The organism is Burkholderia sp. YHN3-13 (assembly GCF_055810675.1).
Genome location: NZ_JBVVNQ010000016.1, coordinates 21,493 through 43,228, shown reverse-complemented (window position 1 = coordinate 43,228; position 21,736 = coordinate 21,493). Strand labels below are relative to the sequence as shown.

At 67.5% G+C, this 21,736-nt stretch carries 21 protein-coding genes; 12 read left to right on the top strand and 9 right to left on the bottom strand.

Annotation, left to right across the window (positions count from 1 at the left end; genetic code table 11):
* Window positions 1–234: 234 nt before the first annotated feature.
* Window positions 235–1,671 carry a pyruvate kinase gene (pyk, locus tag AC0KUR_RS28385; protein WP_034189082.1) on the bottom strand — a complete coding sequence of 479 codons (1,437 nt, stop codon included), beginning with the start codon at window positions 1,669–1,671 and terminating at the stop codon, window positions 235–237.
* Here pyk and AC0KUR_RS28380 point away from each other — a divergent pair.
* A complete protein-coding gene (locus AC0KUR_RS28380; RefSeq protein ID WP_021164118.1) occupies window positions 1,670–1,798 on the top strand; it encodes a hypothetical protein in 129 nt (42 codons plus the stop codon). The genes pyk and AC0KUR_RS28380 overlap by 2 nt on opposite strands.
* A 157-nt stretch (window positions 1,799–1,955) precedes the next feature.
* Here AC0KUR_RS28380 and AC0KUR_RS28375 read toward each other — a convergent pair whose 3' ends face one another.
* From AC0KUR_RS28375 to AC0KUR_RS28365, 3 genes are all read right to left on the bottom strand, one after another.
* Window positions 1,956–3,152: a phosphoglycerate kinase gene (locus AC0KUR_RS28375; RefSeq protein ID WP_049028208.1), complete on the bottom strand. Its 1,197-nt coding sequence runs from the start codon at window positions 3,150–3,152 to the stop codon at window positions 1,956–1,958.
* A gap of 279 nt (window positions 3,153–3,431) precedes the next feature.
* Window positions 3,432–3,755, bottom strand: a complete 324-nt coding sequence (locus tag AC0KUR_RS28370) for an AzlD domain-containing protein (RefSeq protein WP_034189080.1) — start codon at window positions 3,753–3,755, stop codon at window positions 3,432–3,434.
* Complete coding sequence (locus tag AC0KUR_RS28365) at window positions 3,752–4,507, bottom strand: AzlC family ABC transporter permease (RefSeq protein ID WP_059560435.1); 756 nt, start codon at window positions 4,505–4,507, stop codon at window positions 3,752–3,754. Before AC0KUR_RS28365 ends, AC0KUR_RS28370 begins: the two co-directional genes overlap by 4 nt.
* A 194-nt stretch (window positions 4,508–4,701) precedes the next feature.
* Here AC0KUR_RS28365 and AC0KUR_RS28360 point away from each other — a divergent pair, with 194 nt between their 5' ends.
* From AC0KUR_RS28360 to AC0KUR_RS28335, 6 genes are all read left to right on the top strand, one after another.
* A complete protein-coding gene (locus AC0KUR_RS28360) occupies window positions 4,702–5,625 on the top strand; it encodes a branched-chain amino acid transaminase (RefSeq protein ID WP_034189078.1) in 924 nt (307 codons plus the stop codon).
* 50 nt (window positions 5,626–5,675) lie between these two features.
* Window positions 5,676–5,870 (top strand): zinc-finger domain-containing protein, encoded by a 195-nt coding sequence (locus AC0KUR_RS28355; RefSeq protein ID WP_006749970.1) that lies wholly within the window; start codon window positions 5,676–5,678, stop codon window positions 5,868–5,870.
* 140 nt (window positions 5,871–6,010) lie between these two features.
* On the top strand, window positions 6,011–7,048 hold the full coding sequence (waaF, locus tag AC0KUR_RS28350; protein WP_049029287.1) for a lipopolysaccharide heptosyltransferase II: 1,038 nt from the start codon (window positions 6,011–6,013) through the stop codon (window positions 7,046–7,048).
* Between the two features lie 115 nt (window positions 7,049–7,163).
* Entirely contained in the window at window positions 7,164–7,610 is a 447-nt protein-coding gene (locus tag AC0KUR_RS28345) for a nuclear transport factor 2 family protein (RefSeq protein WP_034178922.1), read from the top strand.
* 34 nt (window positions 7,611–7,644) lie between these two features.
* Window positions 7,645–8,682 (top strand): hydrolase, encoded by a 1,038-nt coding sequence (locus AC0KUR_RS28340; protein WP_034189076.1) that lies wholly within the window; start codon window positions 7,645–7,647, stop codon window positions 8,680–8,682.
* The gene (locus AC0KUR_RS28335; RefSeq protein ID WP_059560438.1) at window positions 8,675–9,259 is read left to right on the top strand and encodes a DUF2946 family protein; all 585 of its coding nucleotides are present in this window, start codon (window positions 8,675–8,677) and stop codon (window positions 9,257–9,259) included. Before AC0KUR_RS28340 ends, AC0KUR_RS28335 begins: the two co-directional genes overlap by 8 nt.
* A 48-nt stretch (window positions 9,260–9,307) precedes the next feature.
* Here AC0KUR_RS28335 and AC0KUR_RS28330 read toward each other — a convergent pair whose 3' ends face one another.
* Entirely contained in the window at window positions 9,308–11,002 is a 1,695-nt protein-coding gene (locus AC0KUR_RS28330; RefSeq protein ID WP_124609678.1) for a M48 family metalloprotease, read from the bottom strand.
* 178 nt (window positions 11,003–11,180) lie between these two features.
* On the opposite strand from AC0KUR_RS28330, the gene moaC reads away from it, so the two are divergent.
* From moaC to AC0KUR_RS28305, 5 genes are all read left to right on the top strand, one after another.
* Entirely contained in the window at window positions 11,181–11,669 is a 489-nt protein-coding gene (gene moaC / locus AC0KUR_RS28325) for a cyclic pyranopterin monophosphate synthase MoaC (protein ID WP_034189073.1), read from the top strand.
* A 113-nt stretch (window positions 11,670–11,782) separates the two neighbouring features.
* Window positions 11,783–14,476, top strand: a complete 2,694-nt coding sequence (locus tag AC0KUR_RS28320; protein ID WP_473376712.1) for a type VI secretion system Vgr family protein — start codon at window positions 11,783–11,785, stop codon at window positions 14,474–14,476.
* Complete coding sequence (locus tag AC0KUR_RS28315; RefSeq protein WP_034189071.1) at window positions 14,469–15,374, top strand: hypothetical protein; 906 nt, start codon at window positions 14,469–14,471, stop codon at window positions 15,372–15,374. The genes AC0KUR_RS28320 and AC0KUR_RS28315 overlap by 8 nt, the downstream gene beginning before the upstream one ends.
* 76 nt (window positions 15,375–15,450) lie before the next feature.
* Entirely contained in the window at window positions 15,451–16,611 is a 1,161-nt protein-coding gene (locus tag AC0KUR_RS28310) for a WD40/YVTN/BNR-like repeat-containing protein (protein WP_034189109.1), read from the top strand.
* 295 nt (window positions 16,612–16,906) lie between these two features.
* Window positions 16,907–17,341, top strand: coding sequence for a hypothetical protein (locus AC0KUR_RS28305; protein ID WP_473376711.1), 435 nt, complete (start codon window positions 16,907–16,909; stop codon window positions 17,339–17,341).
* A gap of 181 nt (window positions 17,342–17,522) precedes the next feature.
* Here AC0KUR_RS28305 and AC0KUR_RS28300 read toward each other — a convergent pair whose 3' ends face one another.
* The 4 genes from AC0KUR_RS28300 to AC0KUR_RS28285 form a co-directional block, all read right to left on the bottom strand.
* Complete coding sequence (locus AC0KUR_RS28300) at window positions 17,523–17,873, bottom strand: TonB family protein (RefSeq protein WP_049035921.1); 351 nt, start codon at window positions 17,871–17,873, stop codon at window positions 17,523–17,525.
* 450 nt (window positions 17,874–18,323) lie between these two features.
* Window positions 18,324–20,102, bottom strand: coding sequence for a PglL family O-oligosaccharyltransferase (locus AC0KUR_RS28295; protein ID WP_473376710.1), 1,779 nt, complete (start codon window positions 20,100–20,102; stop codon window positions 18,324–18,326).
* A gap of 153 nt (window positions 20,103–20,255) precedes the next feature.
* On the bottom strand, window positions 20,256–20,852 hold the full coding sequence (locus tag AC0KUR_RS28290; protein WP_473376709.1) for a pilin: 597 nt from the start codon (window positions 20,850–20,852) through the stop codon (window positions 20,256–20,258).
* 95 nt (window positions 20,853–20,947) lie between these two features.
* The gene (locus AC0KUR_RS28285) at window positions 20,948–21,652 is read right to left on the bottom strand and encodes a TerC family protein (protein ID WP_034189067.1); all 705 of its coding nucleotides are present in this window, start codon (window positions 21,650–21,652) and stop codon (window positions 20,948–20,950) included.
* Window positions 21,653–21,736 lie beyond the last annotated feature (84 nt).

The following is a 21,736-nucleotide window of genomic DNA, read 5'->3' as shown; positions in this document are numbered from 1 at the left end:
CGGCTGAGCGTCGAATAGCCGCATTTTATCGCGAAGCGCCTCCGATTCCGACCGCCCGGTGGCGCTCACTCGCAATTTGTTACGTTCGCACGGCACAATGCGGGCAAAAAAGAGAAAAAAAGCCGCGCGGGGCTTCGAACCCCACGCGGCTTTCGCGTGAAAAACGGTGCCAGACCAGCTTCCAGCCGATCTCGGCGGCCGGCCCGCCAGGCCGGCCCGATGCTCAGCGGGCGCTCAGTAGTGTTCGCCGACCCGCACGATCTTCAGCGTGTTGGTGCCGCCCGCCTGCCCCATCGGCTCGCCGACCGTCAGCACGACCATGTCGCCGTGCTGCACGTAGCCCTGCTTGACGACGATCTCGAGCGCCGCCTGCAGCGCCGAATCGCGGTCGCTGTTGAAGTCGACGTGCAGCGGCGTCACGTTGCGGTACAGCGCCATCGTGCGCTCGCTGCCGACGCGCGGCGTCAGCGCGAAGATCGGCACGTGCGTGTAGTGACGCGACATCCACAGCGCGGTCGCGCCCGACTCGGTCAGCGCGATGATCGCCTTCGCGCCGAGGTGGTACGCGGTGAACAGCGCGCCCATCGCGATCGACTGGTCGATCCGCGTGAACGTGCGGTCGAGGAAATCCTTGTCGAGCTCGACATGTTCCGACTTTTCCGCTTCGACGCACACGGCCGCCATCGTCTCGATCGTGACGACCGGGTACTTGCCGGCGGCCGTCTCGGCCGACAGCATCACCGCGTCGGTGCCGTCGAGCACCGCGTTCGCGACGTCCGACACTTCCGCGCGGGTCGGCACGGGCGCATGGATCATCGATTCCATCATCTGCGTCGCGGTGATCACGAGCTTGTTCGACTCGCGCGCCATCCGGATCATGCGCTTCTGCAGCGCCGGCACGGCCGCGTTGCCCACTTCCACCGCGAGGTCGCCGCGCGCGACCATGATGCCGTCGGACGCGTCGAGGATGCTCTGCAGCGCCGGAATCGCTTCCGCGCGCTCGATCTTCGCGATCATCTTCGGCTTGATGCCGTACGGCGCGCCCGCGATGTTCGCGAGCTGGCGCGCCATTTCCATGTCGGTCGCGTTCTTCGGGAACGACACCGCGACGAGGTCCGCGCCGAGCGACATCGCCGTGCGGATGTCTTCCATGTCCTTCGCGGTCAGCGCCGGCGCCGACAGGCCGCCGCCCTGGCGGTTGATGCCCTTGTTGTTCGACAGCTCGCCGCCCACCTTGACGATCGTGTGGATCTCGTCGCCGAGCACGCGCTCGACGGTCAGCACGATCAGGCCGTCGTTCAGCAGCAGCAGGTCGCCCGGACGCAGGTCGCGCGGCAGTTCCTTGTAGTCGAGGCCGACGCGCTCGTCGTTGCCGAGCTCGCAGGCGGCGTCAAGGATGAACGGCTGCCCCGGCACGAGCGTGGTCTTGCCGTTCTCGAACTTGCCGACGCGGATCTTCGGACCCTGGAGGTCGGCCATGATCGCGATCTCGCGGCCAACCTTGCGGGCGGCCTCGCGCACCATCTCGGCGCGCTGGCGGTGATCGTCGGCCGTGCCGTGCGAAAAATTGAGCCGCACGACGTCGAGGCCCGCCTGCATCATCTGCAGCAGAATCTCCGGCGAACTGGAAGCCGGGCCGATCGTGGCGACTATCTTGGTGGCGCGCTGCATGAAACTCCTCATCTGGATCAAGGTGGATGCGCTGGGTGAAACGCTGCGAGAGCCGGAAGCGGCGGGCCCAGCGGCGGCCGTTCCGGGGGGCGTGCCGGTGCTTGCGCCCGGCATCGCTTTGTTCTGAATCTCGTGGTGCTGGTCGGCCGCGTCGCCGGCGGCCGCCGGTGCGCGCGGGGCGGTGTTCGCCCGCGCGGGCGCGCGTTTGCGCTTGCCCGCGCCGGCCGGCGGCTCCGCTTTCGCGGAGCGCGCGGCCTTCGTCACCCCTGCGCGCGCCGCCACGCTCAGGCCGCCCGCGTTTCGAGCACTTCCACCGCCGGCAGCTTCTTCCCCTCGAGGAACTCGAGGAAGGCGCCGCCGCCCGTCGAGATGTAGCTGACCTGGTCGTGGATGCCGTACTTCGCGATGGCCGCGAGCGTGTCGCCGCCGCCCGCGATCGAGAACGCGGACGATTTGGCGATCGCTTCGGCGAGCGTCTTGGTGCCGTTGCCGAACTGGTCGAACTCGAACACGCCGACCGGGCCGTTCCACACGATCGTGCCGGCCTTCTCGAGCTGGCTCGCGAGCGCCTTGGCCGTATCGGGGCCGATGTCGAGGATCATGTCGTCCGCTTCGATGTCGGCGACCTGCTTCACCGTGGCCGCGGCCGTCGGCGCGAATTCCTTCGCGGTGACGACGTCGGTCGGGATCGGCACCGACGCGCCGCGCTCGCGCGCCTCGTCGATGATCGCCTTCGCCTCGGCGACGAGATCGGCTTCCGCGAGCGACTTGCCGATCGACAGGCCGGCCGCGAGCATGAACGTATTCGCGATGCCGCCGCCGACGATCAGCTGGTCGACCTTGCCGGCCAGCGACTTCAGGATGGTGAGCTTGGTCGATACCTTCGAGCCGGCGACGATCGCCACCAGCGGGCGGGCCGGATTGCCGAGCGCCTTGCCGAGCGCGTCGAGCTCGGCGGCCAGCAGCGGGCCCGCGCACGCGACCGGCGCGTACTTCGCGATCCCGTGCGTGGTCGCTTCCGCGCGGTGCGCGGTGCCGAACGCGTCGTTCACGTACACGTCGCAGAGCTTCGCCATCTTCTGGGCGAGCTCGTCCGAATTCTTCTTCTCGCCCTTGTTGACGCGGCAGTTCTCGAGCAGCACGACCTGGCCCGGCGCGACGTTCACGCCGTTCTCGACCCAGTTCGACACCAGCGGCACGTCGCGGCCGAGCAGCTCGGCGAGGCGCTTCGCGACCGGCGCGAGCGAGTCTTCCGGCTTGAATTCGCCTTCGGTCGGACGGCCGAGGTGCGACGTGACCATCACGGCCGCGCCGGCGTCGAGCGCGGCCTGGATGGCCGGCACGGACGCGCGCACGCGGGTGTCTTCGGTGATGTTGCCCTGGTCGTCCTGCGGGACGTTCAGGTCGGCGCGGATGAACACCCGCTTGCCGGCGAGCTGGCCGGCGGCGATCAGGTCGGTAAGACGCTTGACTTGGCTCATGTTGAACAGATTGAAGTAGTGGATGGGGAAAGGGGGTTCACGCTGGACGTGCGCGGGCTGCCGCGAAAGGGCGCCGGATGCGGCCGTGGCTGGCGGTTCGCATGACGCGCACGGGTAAAAAATCTCGAACGGGCATTCTAGCCGATCCACCCGGCAGACTGACCCGCGGGCGGCGAATTCCGCCTATTTGGGATCGCGCGCGCAAACCGGCACATTGCCGCGGCGCAGCAATGGCCGCCCGCGGGCGGCCCGTACCCGGCAGGCCGGAACGACGATTCATCAGAAGATCAGGCGCAGCACGGTGAACACGACCATGCCGACCACGATCGTGCCGAGCATGCTGCGGCGCCACAAAAACCAGCCGAGGCCGGCGAGCGCCGCGTAGAACGGATGGTTGGACAGTGCGAACGACAGCCCGGCCGGCGTTTCGAGCACGTCGGGCAGCACGACGGCGACGAGCGCGGCGGCCGGCGCGTAGCGCAGCGCGCGCTGCGCGCGTTCGGGCAGCACGGTGCGCTCGCCGCCGATCAGGAACAGCGCGCGCGTGACCGCCGTGACGATCGTCATCCCGATGATGACGATCCAGATCTCCGTCGCGCTCATTCGATCTCCTTCTCGTGCACGGTTTCGGTGCGGATGCGCCGCCAGTCGGCCCGTTCGACGAAGAAGTCGGCCGTGCAGCCGGCCGCCAGCGCGGCGAGCACCGCGAGCGGCAGCGCGAGCCGGTACGGCAGGTCGAACGCGATCAGCGACACGATGCCCGCGACCGCGACGGCCGCGAGCGTCGAGCGGTTCGCGACCGCCGACACCATGATAGGGATCAGCGCGAGCGTGCCGGCCAGCTCCAGCCCCCAGCTCGCGGGAAAGAAGCTCGCGAGCAGGATGCCGGCGAGCGACGACACCTGCCACGACACCCAGCTCGCGAGCGCCATCCCCCAGAAATACGCTTCCTTGCCCGGCACGTGGCCGTAGGCGAAACCCTGTTTCTGGAACAGCAGGTAGATCACGTCGCCGTTGAAATAGCCGATCGCGAGACGCCGCCACAGCGGCAGGTAGGAAAAATGGGGCGCCAGCCCGGCGCTGAAGATCACGAAGCGCGTGTTGACCATCGCGGCCGTGAGCAGCACGGTCCAGATCGGCAGCTTCGCCGCGAGGAGCGGCAGCACCGCGAGCTGCGACGAGCCCGCGTAGACCAGCAGCGACATCGCGCTCGCCTGCCCGAGCGTCATGACCGACTTGCTCATCGCGATGCCGGTGACGAGGCCCCAGGACAGGATCGCCATCAGTGTCGGGGAATAGTCGCGCGCGCCCTGGATCAGCGCGAAGCGGTCGGTGGCGGACAATCGAGCGAGCATGGGAAAACGGGCCGCAGCGGGCGGTTCGTCGGAACGCCGGCGCCTCCTGCCGATGCATCCCGTCATTATTGGAATCGGTACCGGCCGATTATAGCGCCGGCCCCGCGCCGACCGACCGGATCGCCTTCAAATGACGCTAAAATATGCGTCTTTCCGGCTCAACGCTGCATACAACCGCATCCCAGGAGAAATCTATGTCAATGGCCGACCGCGACGGCAAGATCTGGATGGACGGCAAGCTGATCGACTGGCGCGACGCCAAGATCCACGTCCTGACCCATACGCTGCACTACGGCATGGGTGTCTTCGAGGGCGTGCGCGCGTACAAGACGGCCGACGGCAGCACCGCGATCTTCCGCCTGCCCGAGCACACGAAACGTCTGCTGAATTCGGCGAAGATCTTCCAGATGGACGTGCCGTTCGACCGGGAAACGCTCGAAGCCGCGCAGCTCGCGGTCGTGCGCGAGAACAAGCTCGAGTCGTGCTACCTGCGCCCGATCATCTGGGTCGGCTCGGAAAAGCTCGGCGTGGCCGCGAAGGGCAACACGATCCACGTCGCGATCGCCGCGTGGCCGTGGGGCGCGTACCTCGGCGAGGACGGCCTCGCGAAGGGCATCCGCGTGAAGACGTCGTCGTTCACGCGCCACCACGTGAACGTGTCGATGGTCCGCGCGAAGGCGTCGGGCTGGTACGTGAACTCGATCCTGGCGAACCAGGAAGCGACGGCCGACGGCTACGACGAAGCGCTGCTGCTCGACGTCGACGGCTACGTGTCGGAAGGCTCGGGCGAGAACTTCTTCCTCGTGAACAACGGCAAGCTGTACACGCCCGACCTGGCATCGTGCCTCGACGGCATCACGCGCGACACGATCATCACGCTCGCGCGGGACGCCGGCATCGAGGTCATCGAGAAGCGCATCACGCGCGACGAGGTCTACACGGCCGACGAAGCGTTCTTCACCGGCACGGCCGCCGAAGTCACGCCGATCCGCGAACTCGACAACCGCACGATCGGCAGCGGCGCGCGCGGCCCCGTCACGGAAAAGCTCCAGTCGGCGTTTTTCGATATCGTGTCGGGCAAGAACGCGAAGTACGCGCACTGGCTGACGAAGGTCTGAGCGCGCCGCGCCACCGACCGCCCCACACAAGAGTGATAAGAGAAAGTCTCATGAGTGAAATCAAGGAAATGCCGCTGGTCGAGCTGACGGCCAAGGATCTTCCCGCCTACTGCCCGAACCCGGCGATGGCACGCTGGAGCGCGCACCCGCGCGTCTTCATCGACGTGTCGCACGGCGAGGCGCGCTGCCCGTACTGCGGCACGCGCTACAAGCTGCGCGACGGCGAAGTCGTCAAGGGCCACTGAGCCCGGCCGGCTGGGCCCGCGGGCCCGCCGACCGCAAGGCGGCGCAGCCGGACAGCCGGCGCGCCGCCCTTCCCCATTCTGGCAACCCGAACGCGGCGCGACGCGCGCCGTGCTTCATTACGACATCGGAAGTCCACCTGATGCGTCGAGCGCTGGTTATCGCACCGAACTGGATCGGTGACGCATTGATGGCGCAGCCGCTTTTTGCGCTGCTGAAGAAACTACATCCCCGCATCGCGATCGATGCGGTCGCACCCTCATGGGTCGCGCCCGTGCTCGAGCGGATGCCCGAGATCCACGATGTCTACGCGACCGATCTCGCCCACGGCAAGCTGCAGCTGCTGCGCCGCTGGCAGCTCGCGAGCGACCTGCGCGACGTCGGCTACGACGCGGCGTACGTGCTGCCGAATTCGCTGAAATCCGCGGTGATCCCGTGGCTCGCGAACATTCCGCTGCGGATCGGCTACACGGGCGAGCACCGCTACGGGCTGCTGAACGTGCGGCACGCGAATCCGGCCAAGTCGGGCGAACGCCCGCCGATGACGACCCACTACGCGGCGCTCGCGTACGCGCCGGGCGCGAAGCTGCCCGAGTCGATGAAGACGCTGCCCGCGCCGCGCCTCGACGCGGACCTGAACGAGACGGCGCGCGTGTCCGCGCGTTTCAATCTCGATACGCGCAAGCCGCTCGTCGTGTTCTGCCCGGGCGCCGAATACGGCCCGGCCAAGCGCTGGCCGCCCGAGCACTTCGCGACGCTCGCGACGATCGTCCACCAGTCGTTCCCGTATACGCAGATCGTCGCGCTCGGCTCGCAGAAGGACGCGGCCGCCGCGCAGGCGATCGCCGACCACGCGCCGAACGTGCGCAACCTGTGCGGGCAGACGTCGCTGTCCGAGGCGTGCGCGCTGATCGCGCGCGCGAACGCGGTCGTCACCAACGATTCGGGGCTGATGCACGTCGCGGCCGCGCTGCGCCGGCCGCTCGTCGCGCTGTACGGATCGACCGATCCGCGCCACACCCCTCCGCTGTCGGACCTGGCGAAGGTACAATGGCTGCATCTCGAATGCAGTCCCTGCTTCGAACGCGAGTGCCCGCTCGGCCACCTGAAGTGCCTGCGCGAACTCGGTCCCGAGCAGGTATTCGGCGATTTGCGCGGCATGCTCGTCGGGCAGCGCTGACCCTGACCGGCAGCGTCGCACGGCGCGCCGGGCAATCCGATTCACCGGTGTACGGCGGCTCCATCCGGGCCGCCGTGCTGAATACGGCGCGCGACGCGCGCGAGAGATAACCCCGATGCCACGTTTTGCCCGCCTTTTCGAAGCCGCTGCCGATACGCTCAACGCCTACTACCAGGCCGTCGCCGATGCCAATCTCGACGCGCTGCTGGCGTTGTGGATCGACGAGGATTTCGCCAGCTGCGTATGGGCGGACGGCGAGCATCTGCACGGCCTCGACCAGATCCGCAGCGGGCTCGCGAACCGGCTCGCCACGCGCCCCGTGACGATCGAGCCGCTCGACATCCGCGTGTACGACAGCCTCGGCACGGTCGTCTATACGATCGCCGAAGCGCATCAGCAGGCCGACCTGACGGCCGAACCCGACATGGTTTTCGCGACGTACGTGATGATTCACGAACGCGGCGAATGGCGCATCGCGCACATCCACGCGAGCCCGATTCCCGAACAGGCGGCCGGGCAGTTCGCCGCCAAGATCCGTCACGGTCAGGGTCCGCTGCACTGACGAAAAGACGAAGCAACGCATACGCGGGGCGATCATGAGTACGGCTTCTCCGCCCACCTCGCCGCTGACCGGGGCTCCGGCTCCGGACAACGACACACTGCGCTATCGCGCACCGCGCTGGCTGCCGAACAGCCATGCGCAAACCATCGTGCCCGCGCTGTTCGCGCGGCGTCCGGTCGTCGCCTACCGACGAGAGCGATGGGAAACCCCCGACCACGACTTCATCGATCTCGACTGGGTCGCCCATCTCGACAGCGCGGCGCCCGCGCCCGACGCGCCGCTGTTCGTACTGTTCCACGGCCTCGAAGGCAGTTCCGGCTCGCACTACGCGCTCGCGATGATGGCCGCCGCGCGCGCGAAGGGCTGGCACGCCGTCGTGCCGCACTTCCGCAGCTGCAGCGGCGAGCTCAACCGCCAGCCGCGCTTCTACCATCTCGCGGACAGCGCCGAAGTCGACTGGATCCTGCGCCGGCTCGCCGCGCAGCATCGCGGGCCGCTGGTCGCCGCCGGCGTGTCGCTCGGCGGCAACGTGCTGCTGCGCTGGCTCGGCGAGCATCGCAGCGACACGTCGATCCTGCGCGCCGCCGCCGCGATCTCGACGCCGATCGACGTGCACGCCGGCGGCCGCGCGCTGTCGCAGGGGTTCGCGATGGTCTACACGCGCAGCTTCCTGAAGACGCTCAAGCGCAAGGCGCTGGCAAAGCTCGACCAGTACCCGGGGCTGTTCGACCGCGAAGCGATGCTGCAGGCCGTGACGATGCGCGACTTCGACGAGGTCGTGACCGCGCCGCTGCACGGCTTCGCGGACGCCGACGATTACTGGACGAAGGCGACCACACGGCCGCTGCTCCCCGCGATCGACGTGCCGACGCTGATCCTCAACGCCCGCAACGACCCGTTCCTGCCGGAATCGGCGCTGCCCGGCCCGGCCGACGTGTCGCCGGCCGTCGAGCTCGACCAGCCGGCGGACGGCGGGCACGCGGGCTTCATGACCGGGCCGTTCCCCGGCCGCCTCGACTGGCTGTCGGCGCGGGTGTTCGGCTATTGCGCGAAATTCGTCGACCATGGATGACATCGTCCGGCAGGCGCTCGCCAAATGGCCCAACGTGCCGCACTGTACCGGCTGGCTGCTGCTCGACCGGCGCGGCGAATGGCGGCTGCGCGACGACGCGGCCCAGGCGGCCGGCGAGCTCGGCTCGCCGATCCGGCATGCGGCGCTGAACGCATTCATCGGCCGCAACTACGAATGCGACGCGCAGGGCCGGTGGTTCTTCCAGAACGGCCCGCAGCGCGTCTACGTCGAGCTCGCCTATACGCCGTGGGTCGTCCGGCTCGCCGAGCGCGACGGACAACTCGTGCTCGCCGACCAGACGGGTGCGCCGTTCGAGCCGGACGAAGCGTGGCTCGACGATGCGGGCGGCGTGCTGTTTCGCGACGGCGGCACGCGGCGCATCGCGGCGCTGCACGATCACGACCTCGGGCTGTTCGCCGATCACGCGGATTTCGATGCGGAGCCGCCCGTGCTGCGCTGGCGCGACGGCCGCACGCTGCCGCTCGGCAGCATCGCCTGCGCGGACGTGCCCGCCCGGTTCGGCTATGTCGCGAGCCCCGCCCATGACGCAGGACAGGCGGCCGGCAGCGGCAACTGACGCACCGCCGTCTCGCCCACGCAAGCCGCACAAGCCGCGCGACGGCCGCTATCCGCGGCCGTTCTTCTCGTCCTCGCGCTCTTCCTTGTAGCGCGCCTCGAACTCCAGCAACCGCGCGCCGATGATCGACTGCTCGTAGAACGACACGTCCTTCGCGTCGCGGGCTTCCTTCAACTGCCGGATCGCCGACGGCCACGCGCCGTCGAGCGCCAGTTTCTCCGCGAGCGCGCGGCGCCGCGCGAGCACGTCCCCCTTCCCGTCGCTCGCCTTCGCGAGATAGTCCCACCAGTCGGGCTGCTCGGGATCGGCCTTCGCCTGCGCCCGCGCGAGCGTCTGCGCGTCGGCAAAGCGGCGCGCGGCGATCAGCGCCTGCAGATGCGCGACGATCGCCGCGTGCGACGCCGGCCAGCGCCGCTGCGCGAGCGCCGCGAGCCGCACCGCGTCGTCGGTCCGGCCCGCGCGGCGCGCGATCTCGGCGGCCAGCACGTCGAGGCTCGGCGAACTCGTGTCCGGATCGTTCTCGCGCCGCTCGCGTGCATCGAACGCCGCGCGCGCCGACGCGAGTGCGTTGCCGGCCGCGTCGTATTCGCCGAGCAACAGGTCCGCGAGCGCGATGCCGTACCAGTTCGCCGCGACGTTCGGCGCCGTCCGGTCGTCGATCTCGAGCTGCATCCGGCGGGCCTCGGCCGAGATGTCGGTCGGCGCGCGGTTCTGCAGGATGCGCAGCCGCGCGCGCACGAACCCGTATTCGGCCGACTGGCGCGGTTGCCGGTACGGCGCGCGGCGCGCGCGATCCTCCATGTCCGCGATCCGCTCGCCGGTCAGCGGGTGCGTACGCGCGTAGGCCGGCACGCCCGCGTCGCCCGTCGACGCGCGGTCGAGCCGTTCGAAGAAGCCCGGCATCCCGTACGGGTCATAACCCGCGCCCGCGAGCAGCTGGAAACCGACGCGATCGGCCTCGCGCTCGGCCGAACGCGAGAAGCGCAGCTGGTTGTCGACCGCGTACGCCTGCCCGCCCATCGCGATCGCGCTGCCGAGATCGCCGCTGCGCGCGAGCACGCCGGCCAGCACGCCGAGCAGCATCGTCGCGAGCGCCGTGTAGCCGCTCTTCTCGCTCGCGCCGATCATCCGCGCGATGTGCCGCTGCAGTACGTGACCCATCTCGTGGCCGACCACCGACGCGAGCTCCGACTCGGTCTGCGTCGTGACCACGAGCCCGCTGTTGATTCCGATGAAGCCGCCCGGCATCGAGAACGCGTTGATCTGCGGATCGCGCACCGGGAACAGGTCGAAATCCGGCGTGTAGCCGCCTATGAAGCGCGCGGCGGCGGCCGCCGCGAGCCGTGCCGCCATCGCGTTCAGGTAGTCGCGCACGAGCCAGTCGTCGAGATAGTCGGGATCGCGCCGCACTTCGCGCATCACGCGCTCGCCGAGCCGGCGCTCGGCCTGCGGCGTCAGCGAACCGCCGGAACCGTCGCCGAGGTCGGGCAGCTCCAGCGCACGAAGCGGCGCGCGCAGGCTCGCGGCCGGCGCCGACGCGCCGCCGGCGCCCGAGAACCGGCTCTCCGCGCCGCCGTACGTGCCGAACACGCCGGTCGCGATGCCGGACGGCACGGTGGAAATCGCCGGGGAGCCGCCCGTCGCCGGCTCGAGCGGGGGCGCGGGCGTGCTCTGCGCATGGCCGCCCGGCGGCAGCGCGATCGCGGCCGACAGCGACACGGCAAGCAACTGTTTGACACGCATGGCAGGATGAAAACGACGCCGTCCCGCGCGCCCGGCGCGCATCGCGGCGTCTGGTCTGAATATTCGGGTCATTGTACCGGCGCGGCGGCCACTGTCCCGTGCCGCGCATGCGCCATCTGCGCCCCCGAGGACGCGAACGCCGCTGCTATGATAAGCGCCCGTTGAGACGGAGCATGACATGTCAGGACTCACCCATTTCGACGCCGCCGGCCATGCGCACATGGTCGATGTCGGCGACAAGCAGGAAACCCGGCGCATCGCGATCGCGCGCGGCACGATCCGGATGCTGCCGGCCACGTTCGCGCTGATCCGCGACGGCAAGGCCAAGAAAGGCGACGTACTCGGCGTCGCACGCATCGCGGCGATCCAGGGCGCCAAGCGCACGGCCGACCTCATCCCGCTGTGCCACCCGCTCGCGCTGACGCGCGTGGCCGTCGACTTCGAACTCGACGACGCGCTGCCGGGCGTCCACTGCGTCGTGCAGGTCGAGACGTTCGGCCGCACCGGGGTCGAGATGGAAGCGCTGACCGCCGTGCAGGTCGGGCTGCTGACCGTCTACGACATGTGCAAGGCGGTGGATCGCGGGATGGTGATCACGGAGGTGAGCGTGCGCGAGAAGCGCGGCGGGAAGTCGGGGGACTGGAAGGCGGGAGACGCGGCGGAGTGAGCGCCCGGGCGCCGCCTGCCCGTTATTGCGAGATAAAACCGTTTATCTCATACAATTACCGGATTCCGCACGAGAGAGCGTGCGAACCAGCACAACAAAAGCGAGCACTGGTGATGAATTCGCAAGCGTTAAGAAGCGCCTTGTTGGCCGGACCGGTCCAGCATGAGCGCCTGGTCAAATTGGATACTCCGCTCGGCCCCGACGTCCTGCTGCCGCATCGCGTCACGGGGCGATCACGGCTCGGACGCCATTTCGAGTTCACCGTCGATACCGTGTCGGTATCCGATAACCTCGAACTCAAGAAACTGATCGCGCAGCCGGTGACGCTGTGGATCCAGCAGACCGATCGGTCGTACGCGCCGCACAACGGCTACGTGCATGCGGCGCGCCGACTCGGCTCGGACAGCGGCGTCACGCACTATCAGATCGCCTTTGCGTCGTTCCTCCACTTCCTGAAGTTCCGCCGCGACCAGCGCATCTGGCAGAACCGCTCGGCGGACGACATCATCGCCGACGTGCTGAACCAGCACCCGCAGGCCAAAGGCCGCTTCACGTTCAAACTCTACCAGCCGCTGCCGTCTCGCTCGTTCTGCATGCAACACGAGGACGACTGGAATTTCGTGCATCGCCTGATGGAATCGGAAGGCCTGTACGGTTTCTGGGAACAGGACAAGGACGGCAAGTCGCACCGGCTCGTCATCGTCGATCGCATCGACGCGTTGCCCGCGCTGTCGCCGCGAACCGTGCGCTTTCATCACGCGGGCATGGGCGACGAAGCCGACACGCTCGTCCAGTTCACCGGTACGCGCACGCTGCGAAGCGTCGCGCGCACCACGCGCACGTTCGACTACAAGCAGCCGCCCACCGCGTCGAATCCGAAAGCCACCCATACGCCGACGATCGCCAACCAGGGAGATTTGCCGCCGCAGCTCGAAGTCTACGAATATACGGGTGCCTACACGTATCCCGAGCAGTCACGCGGCGACCATCTGTCGAAGATCTGGATGGAAGAGCAGGAATCGCACGCCAAGCGCTTTCACGGTGTCGGCGGCGTGCGGCGCATGGACGCGGGACGTACGTTCGAGTTCACCGAACACCCCGAACACGACAAGGACGACGCCGGCCAACGCGAATTCGCCGTAATCGAGACGGCGTGGGTCATCGTCAACAACCTGCCTGTCGCGGACGGAAGCGCCCATGCCACATTCCCGCATAGCTTGCGGGCCGAAGTCGACGGCATCACGCAGGCACGCGCCGGCGACGCATCGCGCGTTCGCCATTCCGACGGCAGCGAGGGCTTTTTCCAGGTCAGCGTCGAAGTACAGCGCACGACCATCCCGTTCCGCAGCCCGCTCGAGCATGCGAAACCGCCGATGCAGCTGCAATCGGCGATCGTCGTCGCGCCGCAAGGCGAGGAAGTCCACACCGACGAGCTCAACCGGGTCAAGGTCCGCTTCCACTGGGACCGCCTAAACGACGGCGACGAGCGAGCGTCGTGCTGGCTGCGCGCCGCGACGGCGGACTCGGGCAACGGTTACGGCGCCGTCCACCCGCACCGCGCCGGCGAGGAAGTGCTGGTCGATTTCCTCGGCGGCGACTGCGATCGCCCGATCGTCGTCGGCAAGCTGTACAACGGCGCGACGAGCCCGCAGTGGCACAGCAACGGCATCTTGTCCGGATACCGGTCGAAGGAATACGCGGGTGCCGGCTACAACCAGCTGGTGCTCGACGATGCGACCTCGCAGAACCGCGCGCACCTGTACAGCAGCCAGACCAACGCGCATCTGCATCTCGGCTACCTGATCGACCACACGGGCAACAACCGCGGCAGTTATCTCGGCAGCGGCTTCGACCTGCGCTCGGACGCATTTGGTGCGGTTCGTGCGAACCGCGGCCTGTACGTCACGACGTATCCGAAACCGCCGACGAGCCAGCCACTCGACGTCCAGGAGACGCAGCAGCAGCTCGTCAGGGCGGAAGGCCTGATGGAGGCCATGTCGGAAGTCAGCGCGCAGCATCAGGGCGAGTCGCTCGACCCCGGCCACTCGGCGCTCAAGCAGTTCACCGACGCGACGCAGAACAGCGTGAGCGGCGGCACGTCGGGCGGCCGAACCGCCGGCGGCGGGACCGGCAGCGCCAATGCGTTCAAGGAGCCCGTGATGCTGTTCGGCAGCCCAGCCGGCATCGGGATGTCCACGCAGCAGTCCGCGCAACTTGCCGCGGACCAGCACATCAACCTCGTCAGCGGGCAAAGCACGCACGTCGCCGCCGGGAAATCGCTGATCGCGAGTGTCCTCGACCGTATCAGTCTGTTCGCGCAGAACGCGGGGATCAAGCTGTTCGCCGGCAAGGGCAAGGTCGAAGTGCAGGCGCAGGCAGACAACATCGAGCTGACCGCGCAGAAGGCGCTGAAGTTGATCGCCGTCACGCAATCGATCGAAGGCGCCGCGGCAAAGGAGATCCTACTGACGTCCGGCGGCGCCTACATCCGCATCGCGGACGGCAACATCGAGGTGCACGCGCCCGGCACGATCGACATCAAGGGCGCGCAGCATGCGTTCAGCGGCTCCACGCACCTGTCGCAAACGATGCCGACGCTGCCGAACTCGTCCGGCAACTACGACCAGGCCTTCATCGCGCACTGGGCCGGCACCGACATTCCGGTCGCGAACACGCGGTACCAGATGTTCTCGAACGGCAAGCTGCTCTCGGAAGGCGTCACCAACGCGGCAGGCGAAACCGGGCTCACGCAGAGCCACGTGCCGCATGACGTCGTCGTCAAGTTTCTAGGGAAATCGAATGGCTGACGGACAACAGGAGAAGGTGCTCGGCACCGGTGCGGGGATGCTAACCCCGACGGGATATCAGGATCGGCCGAAGGTGCAGATCAACATCTGCGACAAGCACGTAACGCCGGCGGCCGATTCCATTATCGGAACCTGTCCATACTACTACCGGCCACTGCATGGCGAGTACTGGGAAACGGTCGAAAAGGTCAGCAAATCGAGTATCTGGGCGACCGTCAAGAAATTCGCCACGTCATGGGATCCGTGGAAAGACACGAAAGTTGCCCGTGAGTTGCTGCATCGGCGGGAGAATCTGATAGAAGCCGCAAGCACTGATTCCGACTGGTCACGCCACGGTAATTTCATGATGCGTCATATCGGGTGCGGACATAAGCCGCCGGGATACTATGTCAGCTATGGTTACTACTACTGCTCGAATTACGGTAAATACCTGCTTCCAGAGTTGAGCGACAAAGGCAAGGCATGGCTGGCAAGCGCACGCTGGTTCCTGCAGCACTATCTGGAACAGGGTTTGCAGCAGAACATGCGTGGCGACACCATTTCCATCAGGGGCAAGAAGCCGAACAGCGGCGCCTGCGTGATGAACGTGCCGCAGTACACGCTCGAACTGGACGACGAAACGTTCAAGACATACGCGTTCAAGACCCATCCTCTCGCCTATCTCGACGGTGGTCTGGCCGGGCTCGGGCCTGTCGATATGTTCTATATCCTGAAGCAACCCAACACTCAGGAATGGGGGGATGTCAGAACGCTCTACCAAGCATTCGACAGTGGTGTCGGCGTGGGCAAACAATACGTCGACAATACCGTGGAATACGCGAAAAAAGCAGGTGATGCGGTCAACGAACATGTCATCGACCCTGTTGCACAGGCAATCGAAAAACTGATGCCGAAATGAAATGACGAGAAAACTCCTGAAGCTGTCGCTGGGTGCGGCAGTCGCGCTCATTGTATTGATTGTCGGGTACTCATATATGTCGAATGACTGGCAGGTCGTTTCCAACACTTTCATGAAGAACAGCAAGCCCTATGGCGGGGGCGACTTCGCGATATCGGGAAACGAGGCGATCACGCTGAAGATCAGCGATCCTGAAATCACCTTCAAGCCATACGCCGAATGGAAGGACAAGGAAAAGGCCGAGCCGACCGAAGCCTGGATGAACGACAGCCGTGAAACGCTGAACCGGACGTCGGTCGAATTCTGGCGGGGCCCGGTAAACGGTGACATGACGCGCCATTTCAACCAGGCAGGCCAGAACGCCGCCTGGTGGCACGCGAAGGATTGGACGGTCGAATTCATCAGCACCGGCTGGATGGACTACAAGTCCCCTCAGCCTGCCGACGGCCTGACGCCGCAAGTGACCAAGCTCTGGAAGTCATCCAACGGCGGACGCGACTGGGTGCAGCTCGCGTGGCCAGAAGACCGGAACATCGGTCGCCTGTTGTTTCTCGATCCGCAGCGCGGCTATGCGATCGGCTGGGGCCCGCACGTGTGGCGCACGTCCGACGGCGGTCAATCGTGGCGGGAAGTCGAACTGCCGCCGGGCGCCGCGGAGGCCGGCAAACCTCGCCGCACATTTGACGGCATCGACCTCGGCCCGGACGGTACCTTGCGCGTGGCATACCACGTCGAGAAATCCGCGCACGCTTTCGCCGGAAGCGTCGTCTATCGGCTCGGTTGGGAGCAATCCGCGTTCGCCCTGGATGCCGTTTTGCCTGAACAGGTGATCGTCAACCTGTCCTCGTCACCGGTCGCGTCGAATCGCTATGCGCTCTACGCCCTGTCGCGCCTCGGTGAACCGCTCAATTCCGGCAATCCCGCCGACAAAGGACAACGCGTCGGTGCCATTTCCACCTGGACGAACAGTGCACCCGAGCAGGTTCAGCAGTTGCATACGTTTGACGACAAGCTGACGCTCGATAGCCTGAGCGTCGGCCGGGACGGATTGCTGCTCGTCTACGCAACCGACTCCAGCCGCAACGGCACACCGCTCGATCTCACGTTCGTCAGCAGCGACGCGGGAAAGACCTGGAGCTCGAGCACGGAGAAACCGACTCAGGGAGGATATTTCAACGCCCAAACGAACACGCTGTATTCGCTGGTCGCCTATACGCTCAAGAAGCGGCAGTTCTGACCGTCCCGATGCGGTTACCGCGGGGCCCCCGTCGCGATTCGGGCGTCGGCTCCGCGGCCGGCTGGGGCCCCGCATATGGCGGGCTTCGGACGGCGGAAACACGTGGCAAGCGATCGATCCGCCGGCCGACGCGCACGTCGGCAGCGGAACGCGTCAGAATTTCAATGCAATCAGCCTCGGCCCGGACGGTGCTCTGCGGATCGCCTACCCTGTCGCACAGACTGCCGAAGCACCGGCTCACAGCTCGGTCGACCGGCTCGACTGGGGGCAGCACGCATTCGTGACGGATACCGTGATGCCAGGCCAGGTCATCACAGCGCCCGGCACCACGCCGAAGGGATCACGTCATTCAGTGTACGCGCTGTCGCATCTCGACGAGCCGCAAAACGGCAAGGGGCACGACAATGGCCACCGGACGGGCGCCATTTCCACGTGGACGACCGACCATCCCAAGGTCGTGCAGCAACTGCGCACGTTCGACGAGAAGCTCACGCTCGCCAGTATGAGCATCGGTCGCAACGGCCTCCTGCTCGTCCACGCAACCGATCCGAACTCCGGAAGCGGCGGTACCGGCGGCGGCGTACCAATCGACCTGACGTTCAGCAGCACCGACGCCGGCAAGACTTGGAATAAAACGACCGACAAGTCCGCACGGGGCGGCTACTTCGACGCACAGACCAACTCGCTGTACTGGCTGCACGGATTCACGCTGAAGAAGCGGACCTTCTGAGCGCGTGCTGGGGGCGTTGCCGGCCAGTCTGCGCCGATACGGCGAGCCGGCCCGCTACGGCTCGCCCGAGATGCTGCGCACACGAACCGCGAGCGCTCGGCACCCCTACCGCGTATATCGACTTTCGATAGCCACGCATAACCGGTGCAGCCGCCGACGCACGACGTGCACTGCCCGCGCTTCACTGGCCGCGTGACGGCTCGAACACGAACGGTTGGGTCAGCAGGAACGGATTCGCGGTCGCGCCCGTCTGCACGCAGGTCGCGTGTGTCATCGCGTCGACGGCCGCGCGATCGGCCGCCGCGTTGCGGCTGCTCGTCGTCACGGTGACGTTCTGCGCTTCGCCGGACGTCGTCATCAGCGCGCGCACGAGCACGGTCGCCGGGCGGGTGAGCGGCTTCGCGGTATCCGGATAGACGGCGCGCGGGATGTGACAGGTCAGCTTGCTCTCCTGCGACGACGACAGCATCGCGCAGCCGGAAAACAGCATCGCGACGGCGGGCAGGATCAGGTAGGTCGAGCGAATAGCCATGGTCGAATATCGTTCTGGGTATTGTTCCGTTCCGGACGAACGCGCCATCCCGCGCAAGCGTGCCCCGGGCCGCATCACGTGCGTCACACTGCGCCGCGGCCAGCGGACCGGCGCCCCGTTACGGCCGCGCGGCCGACGATGCTCGGCCGCGATCCTGTCCGGCGGCGCTCCCGGATGACCGGGATGCTGCCTGTCTTCCCGCCGGCCAACCCCGACGGCCGCGGGCACGCGAGCGCTTCCGCGCATTGTGCACGCGCCGCCCGGTCAACGGCGGCAATTTGACAATGGTTGACGCGAATCGGCGCGCATGCAGCCGGAATCCACACGATTCGCGACGTAATCGACATGCGGCGGGCTTCGCCCCGTTCGTCCCGTTTCCCCGGGCCGCCCCGCCCGATGCCCGCCGCCGCCGCATCACACTGCGGCACGCGCCGGCGTGCGCCGCGCACCTCAATCCGAATCGTCGTCGTCCGAATCGTCGGCCGCATCGGCCGGCACTTCCCCGTACTTCGCGACGACGGCCGCCTTGAACGTCTTCAGCGCCGGCTGCTGGTCGCAAAGCTTGTACAACAGCGCCAGTTGCTGCGGCCAGTCCTTCAGTTCCTTCGCGAACACGTGCAGGCGTGCGACGGTATCGAGCGCGTCGGCTTCGCGGCCCGCCAGCGCCTGCAGCGCCGCGAAGCGACGCAGCACCGTCTCGCCGGGCAGCAGCGCGATCGCGCGCTCGTGCGCCGCGAGCTTGGCCGGCAGGTCATCCGCCGAAATCGGCAATAGCGTGGCCGCACCGTACTCGCCCCACGCGCCGAACAGCCGCGACGGCGCCTCGCGGTACTGCGCGGCCGGATCGCTGCCGTAATAGAGCACTTCCGCGCGCTGGTAGTCGCGCAGCACGGGTACCGCCGCCAGCACGCCGCCGAACGACAGCACCGCGAACAGCCCGAACGCGGCGCGGCCCGGCAGGATACGCAACGGCTTCACGTCGAGCAGCCCGATCACGAACATCGCCGGCAGCAGGAAGAACATGTACTGCTGCGGATACTCGACCAGCGCGTGCATCAACAGGATGCCGATCAGCGCGAAGCCAAATACGCGCATGCTCGACTGCGGCGCGCGCACCGCCCGCACGAACCACGCCACGAGCGTGACGACGAGGATGCCGAGGCCAACGAGGCCGGACTTCGCGAGCAGGTCGATGAAGATGTCGTGCGAGTTGTTCGCGATCTCGACGCCGCCGAGCGTGCGCACGAGCGCGAACTGATGCGACGGGAATTCGCCCCAGCCGACGCCGAGCAACGGATGCTCGCGGAACATCGCAAGCCCGTACTTCCACAGCGCGAGGCGCGGCGCGATCTGCCCCGCGTCGCGCATGCGGTCGGCCGCCGATTCCGCGAGATTCAGGTGATAGTGCACGTTCGCCCAGCGCACCGCGACGTTCACCGCGATGAACGCGACCGCGAGCACGACCGGGATCAGCCACGCTCGCGCATTGCCCGGCGCGCGGCGCGATTCGAGCCACGCCATCCAGAAGCCCGCGACGACCATCACCGCGACCTGCAGCCACGGCCCGCGCGACACCGTCAGCGCGAGGCCGACCGACAGCACCAGCGACAGCGCGAGCCATGCCCACACCGCGAGCCGGCGCGTCTGCACGAGGTACAGCGCACCCGCGAGCGCGAACGCGATGTAGCTGGCCAGGTGGTTCGCCTGCGCCATGTTGCCGTACGGACGGCGGTCGACCGCGATGTTGTACATCACGACGAACGGCGAAACGGACGATTCGAGGTGAAACAGCTGCACGATCTGGGTGCCGACCGCGAACACGCCGCCGACGATCAACGCGCCGGCCATCATCCGCGACACCGCTTCGGCCAGCCCGTCGCGCGCGAGCGCATACCCGGCCTGCATCGCGACCAGCGCGGCCGCGAGGTAGCCGACCGCCAGCCAGTTCATCGACGGCACCTTGAGCGGGATCAGCGCGGTCTGCGCGATCAGCACGGCGGCAAACCCGAGCGGCACGACGAACGCGGCCGGCGCGGCAAACGGCTCGGCCGGCCGGTCGGTGCGCGTGAGCAGCACGACGGACAGCCCCACCAGTAGATACAGCACCAGCGCGGAAAACTCGGAATAGAAGGTCGGGATCGGATACGTGTGATTCGTGATCGCGTACGGCACGATCAGGGCGACAGCCAGCGCAACGAGCGACAACGAACGGGAAAAAGTAGAAGGCATGAGCGAACCGGATGTCAGCAACCGGCGCACTATACAAAACTTTCCCCCCTCTGTGCGGGGCCGTCGCGCCGCAGCCGGGCGCGAAACGACGCCCCCGGCCGGCCGAAGCGGCGGCCCGCGCGCCGTACGCGCCGCCGACCGCCGCCTCCGGCGCTATGCGCGGCACTCCGCGGGCGCGAATTTCGCGGGTAGCGTCGCGGTGGCGCTCGGCAACGGCCCGGCCCCCGGCGCCGGCAGCGACGACGCGTCCTTGCCGGCGGCGAAGCACTCCCACGCAATCGCACCGGCCTGCATCGCACCCTTTTTAAGCGCCACGCGCGCGGTGGGCGCATCGGTCTTGTCGGGTACGGACGGCACGAGCACCAGCGTATTCGCGCCGGCCGCGGCGACGCGGGGGGTAAACGCGACGGTGATCTGGCCGGTGTTGCCGTCGATGGCCACCGATTCGACGTTGCGGGTCGCGGCCGGCGGGCCGTAGCCGCCATCGAGGCTCGCGCCGCTCGCCGCGTTGTCGGCCACCGCGAGCCGAGCGGACGACGCAAGCGCAAGCCCCTCGCCGACCCGGGAACGCGCGAGGTAATCCTGATACGCGGGAATCGCATAGGCCGCGACGACGCCGACGATCGCCAGCACGATCATCAATTCGATCAGCGTGAAGCCGGCCGGCCGCCAGCGCGGCGCGGGCCGGTTCGCGCGCCGCAGATCGGCGGCCACGCGACGGAACAGGGAAACGGAAAAGGCTTCGAACATGGCAGGCTCCGGAAACGAAAAACGCCTGCCGATCAAGGCAGGCGTTTCGATCGTAGCCAGCGGGCCGTGAAGCCGGCAGTCGGCCGGACGGCCAGTCAGCGCGCGTGCGGCGCGCCGTGGCGCTTCCTGAGTGCGTAGCCGATCGCCACGACGAACAGCGCGCCCGCGATGCTCGCGCCGTAGAGCACCGGCTGTGTATCCAGCACCGCCCAGCGGTCGCCAACCGGGTCGTTGACGATCAACCCGCCCGCGATCCAGCCGAGCAGTCCGGCGCCGAACGCCACGACGATCGGGAAGCGGTCGAGCAGCTTCAGCACCAGCGTGCTGCCCCACACGATGATCGGCACGCTGACGACGAGCCCGAAGATCACCAGCGCGATCCGGTGCGACGGATCGGCCTGTTCGGCCGCGCCGGCGATCGCGATCACGTTGTCGAGGCTCATCACCGCATCGGCGATCACGATCGTCTTCACGGCGTCCCACAGCCGGCTGGCCGGCTTGATGTCGTCGTGCGCGTCGGCGGCCGGCGCCATCAGCTTGATGCCGATCCACAGCAGCAGCAGCCCGCCGCCGAGCTTCAGGAACGGCACGTCGAGCAGCGCGACCGCGAAGGTGATCAGCGCGACGCGCAGCAGGATCGCGCCGGCGGTACCCCAGACGACGCCGCGCAACCGCTGGTTGGCCGGCAAGTTGCGGCAGGCGAGCGCGATCACGACCGCGTTGTCGCCGCCGAGGAGGATGTCGATGACGATGATCTGGAGAATGGCGCCCCAGTGCAGCGATGTCAGGAATTCGAGCATGGCGGTGAGGACAGGACAGCGGCCGCGTCGCAGGCGGCCCGGTTCATCGCCGGCACATGCGCGACGCATGCCCGGTGCTTACGA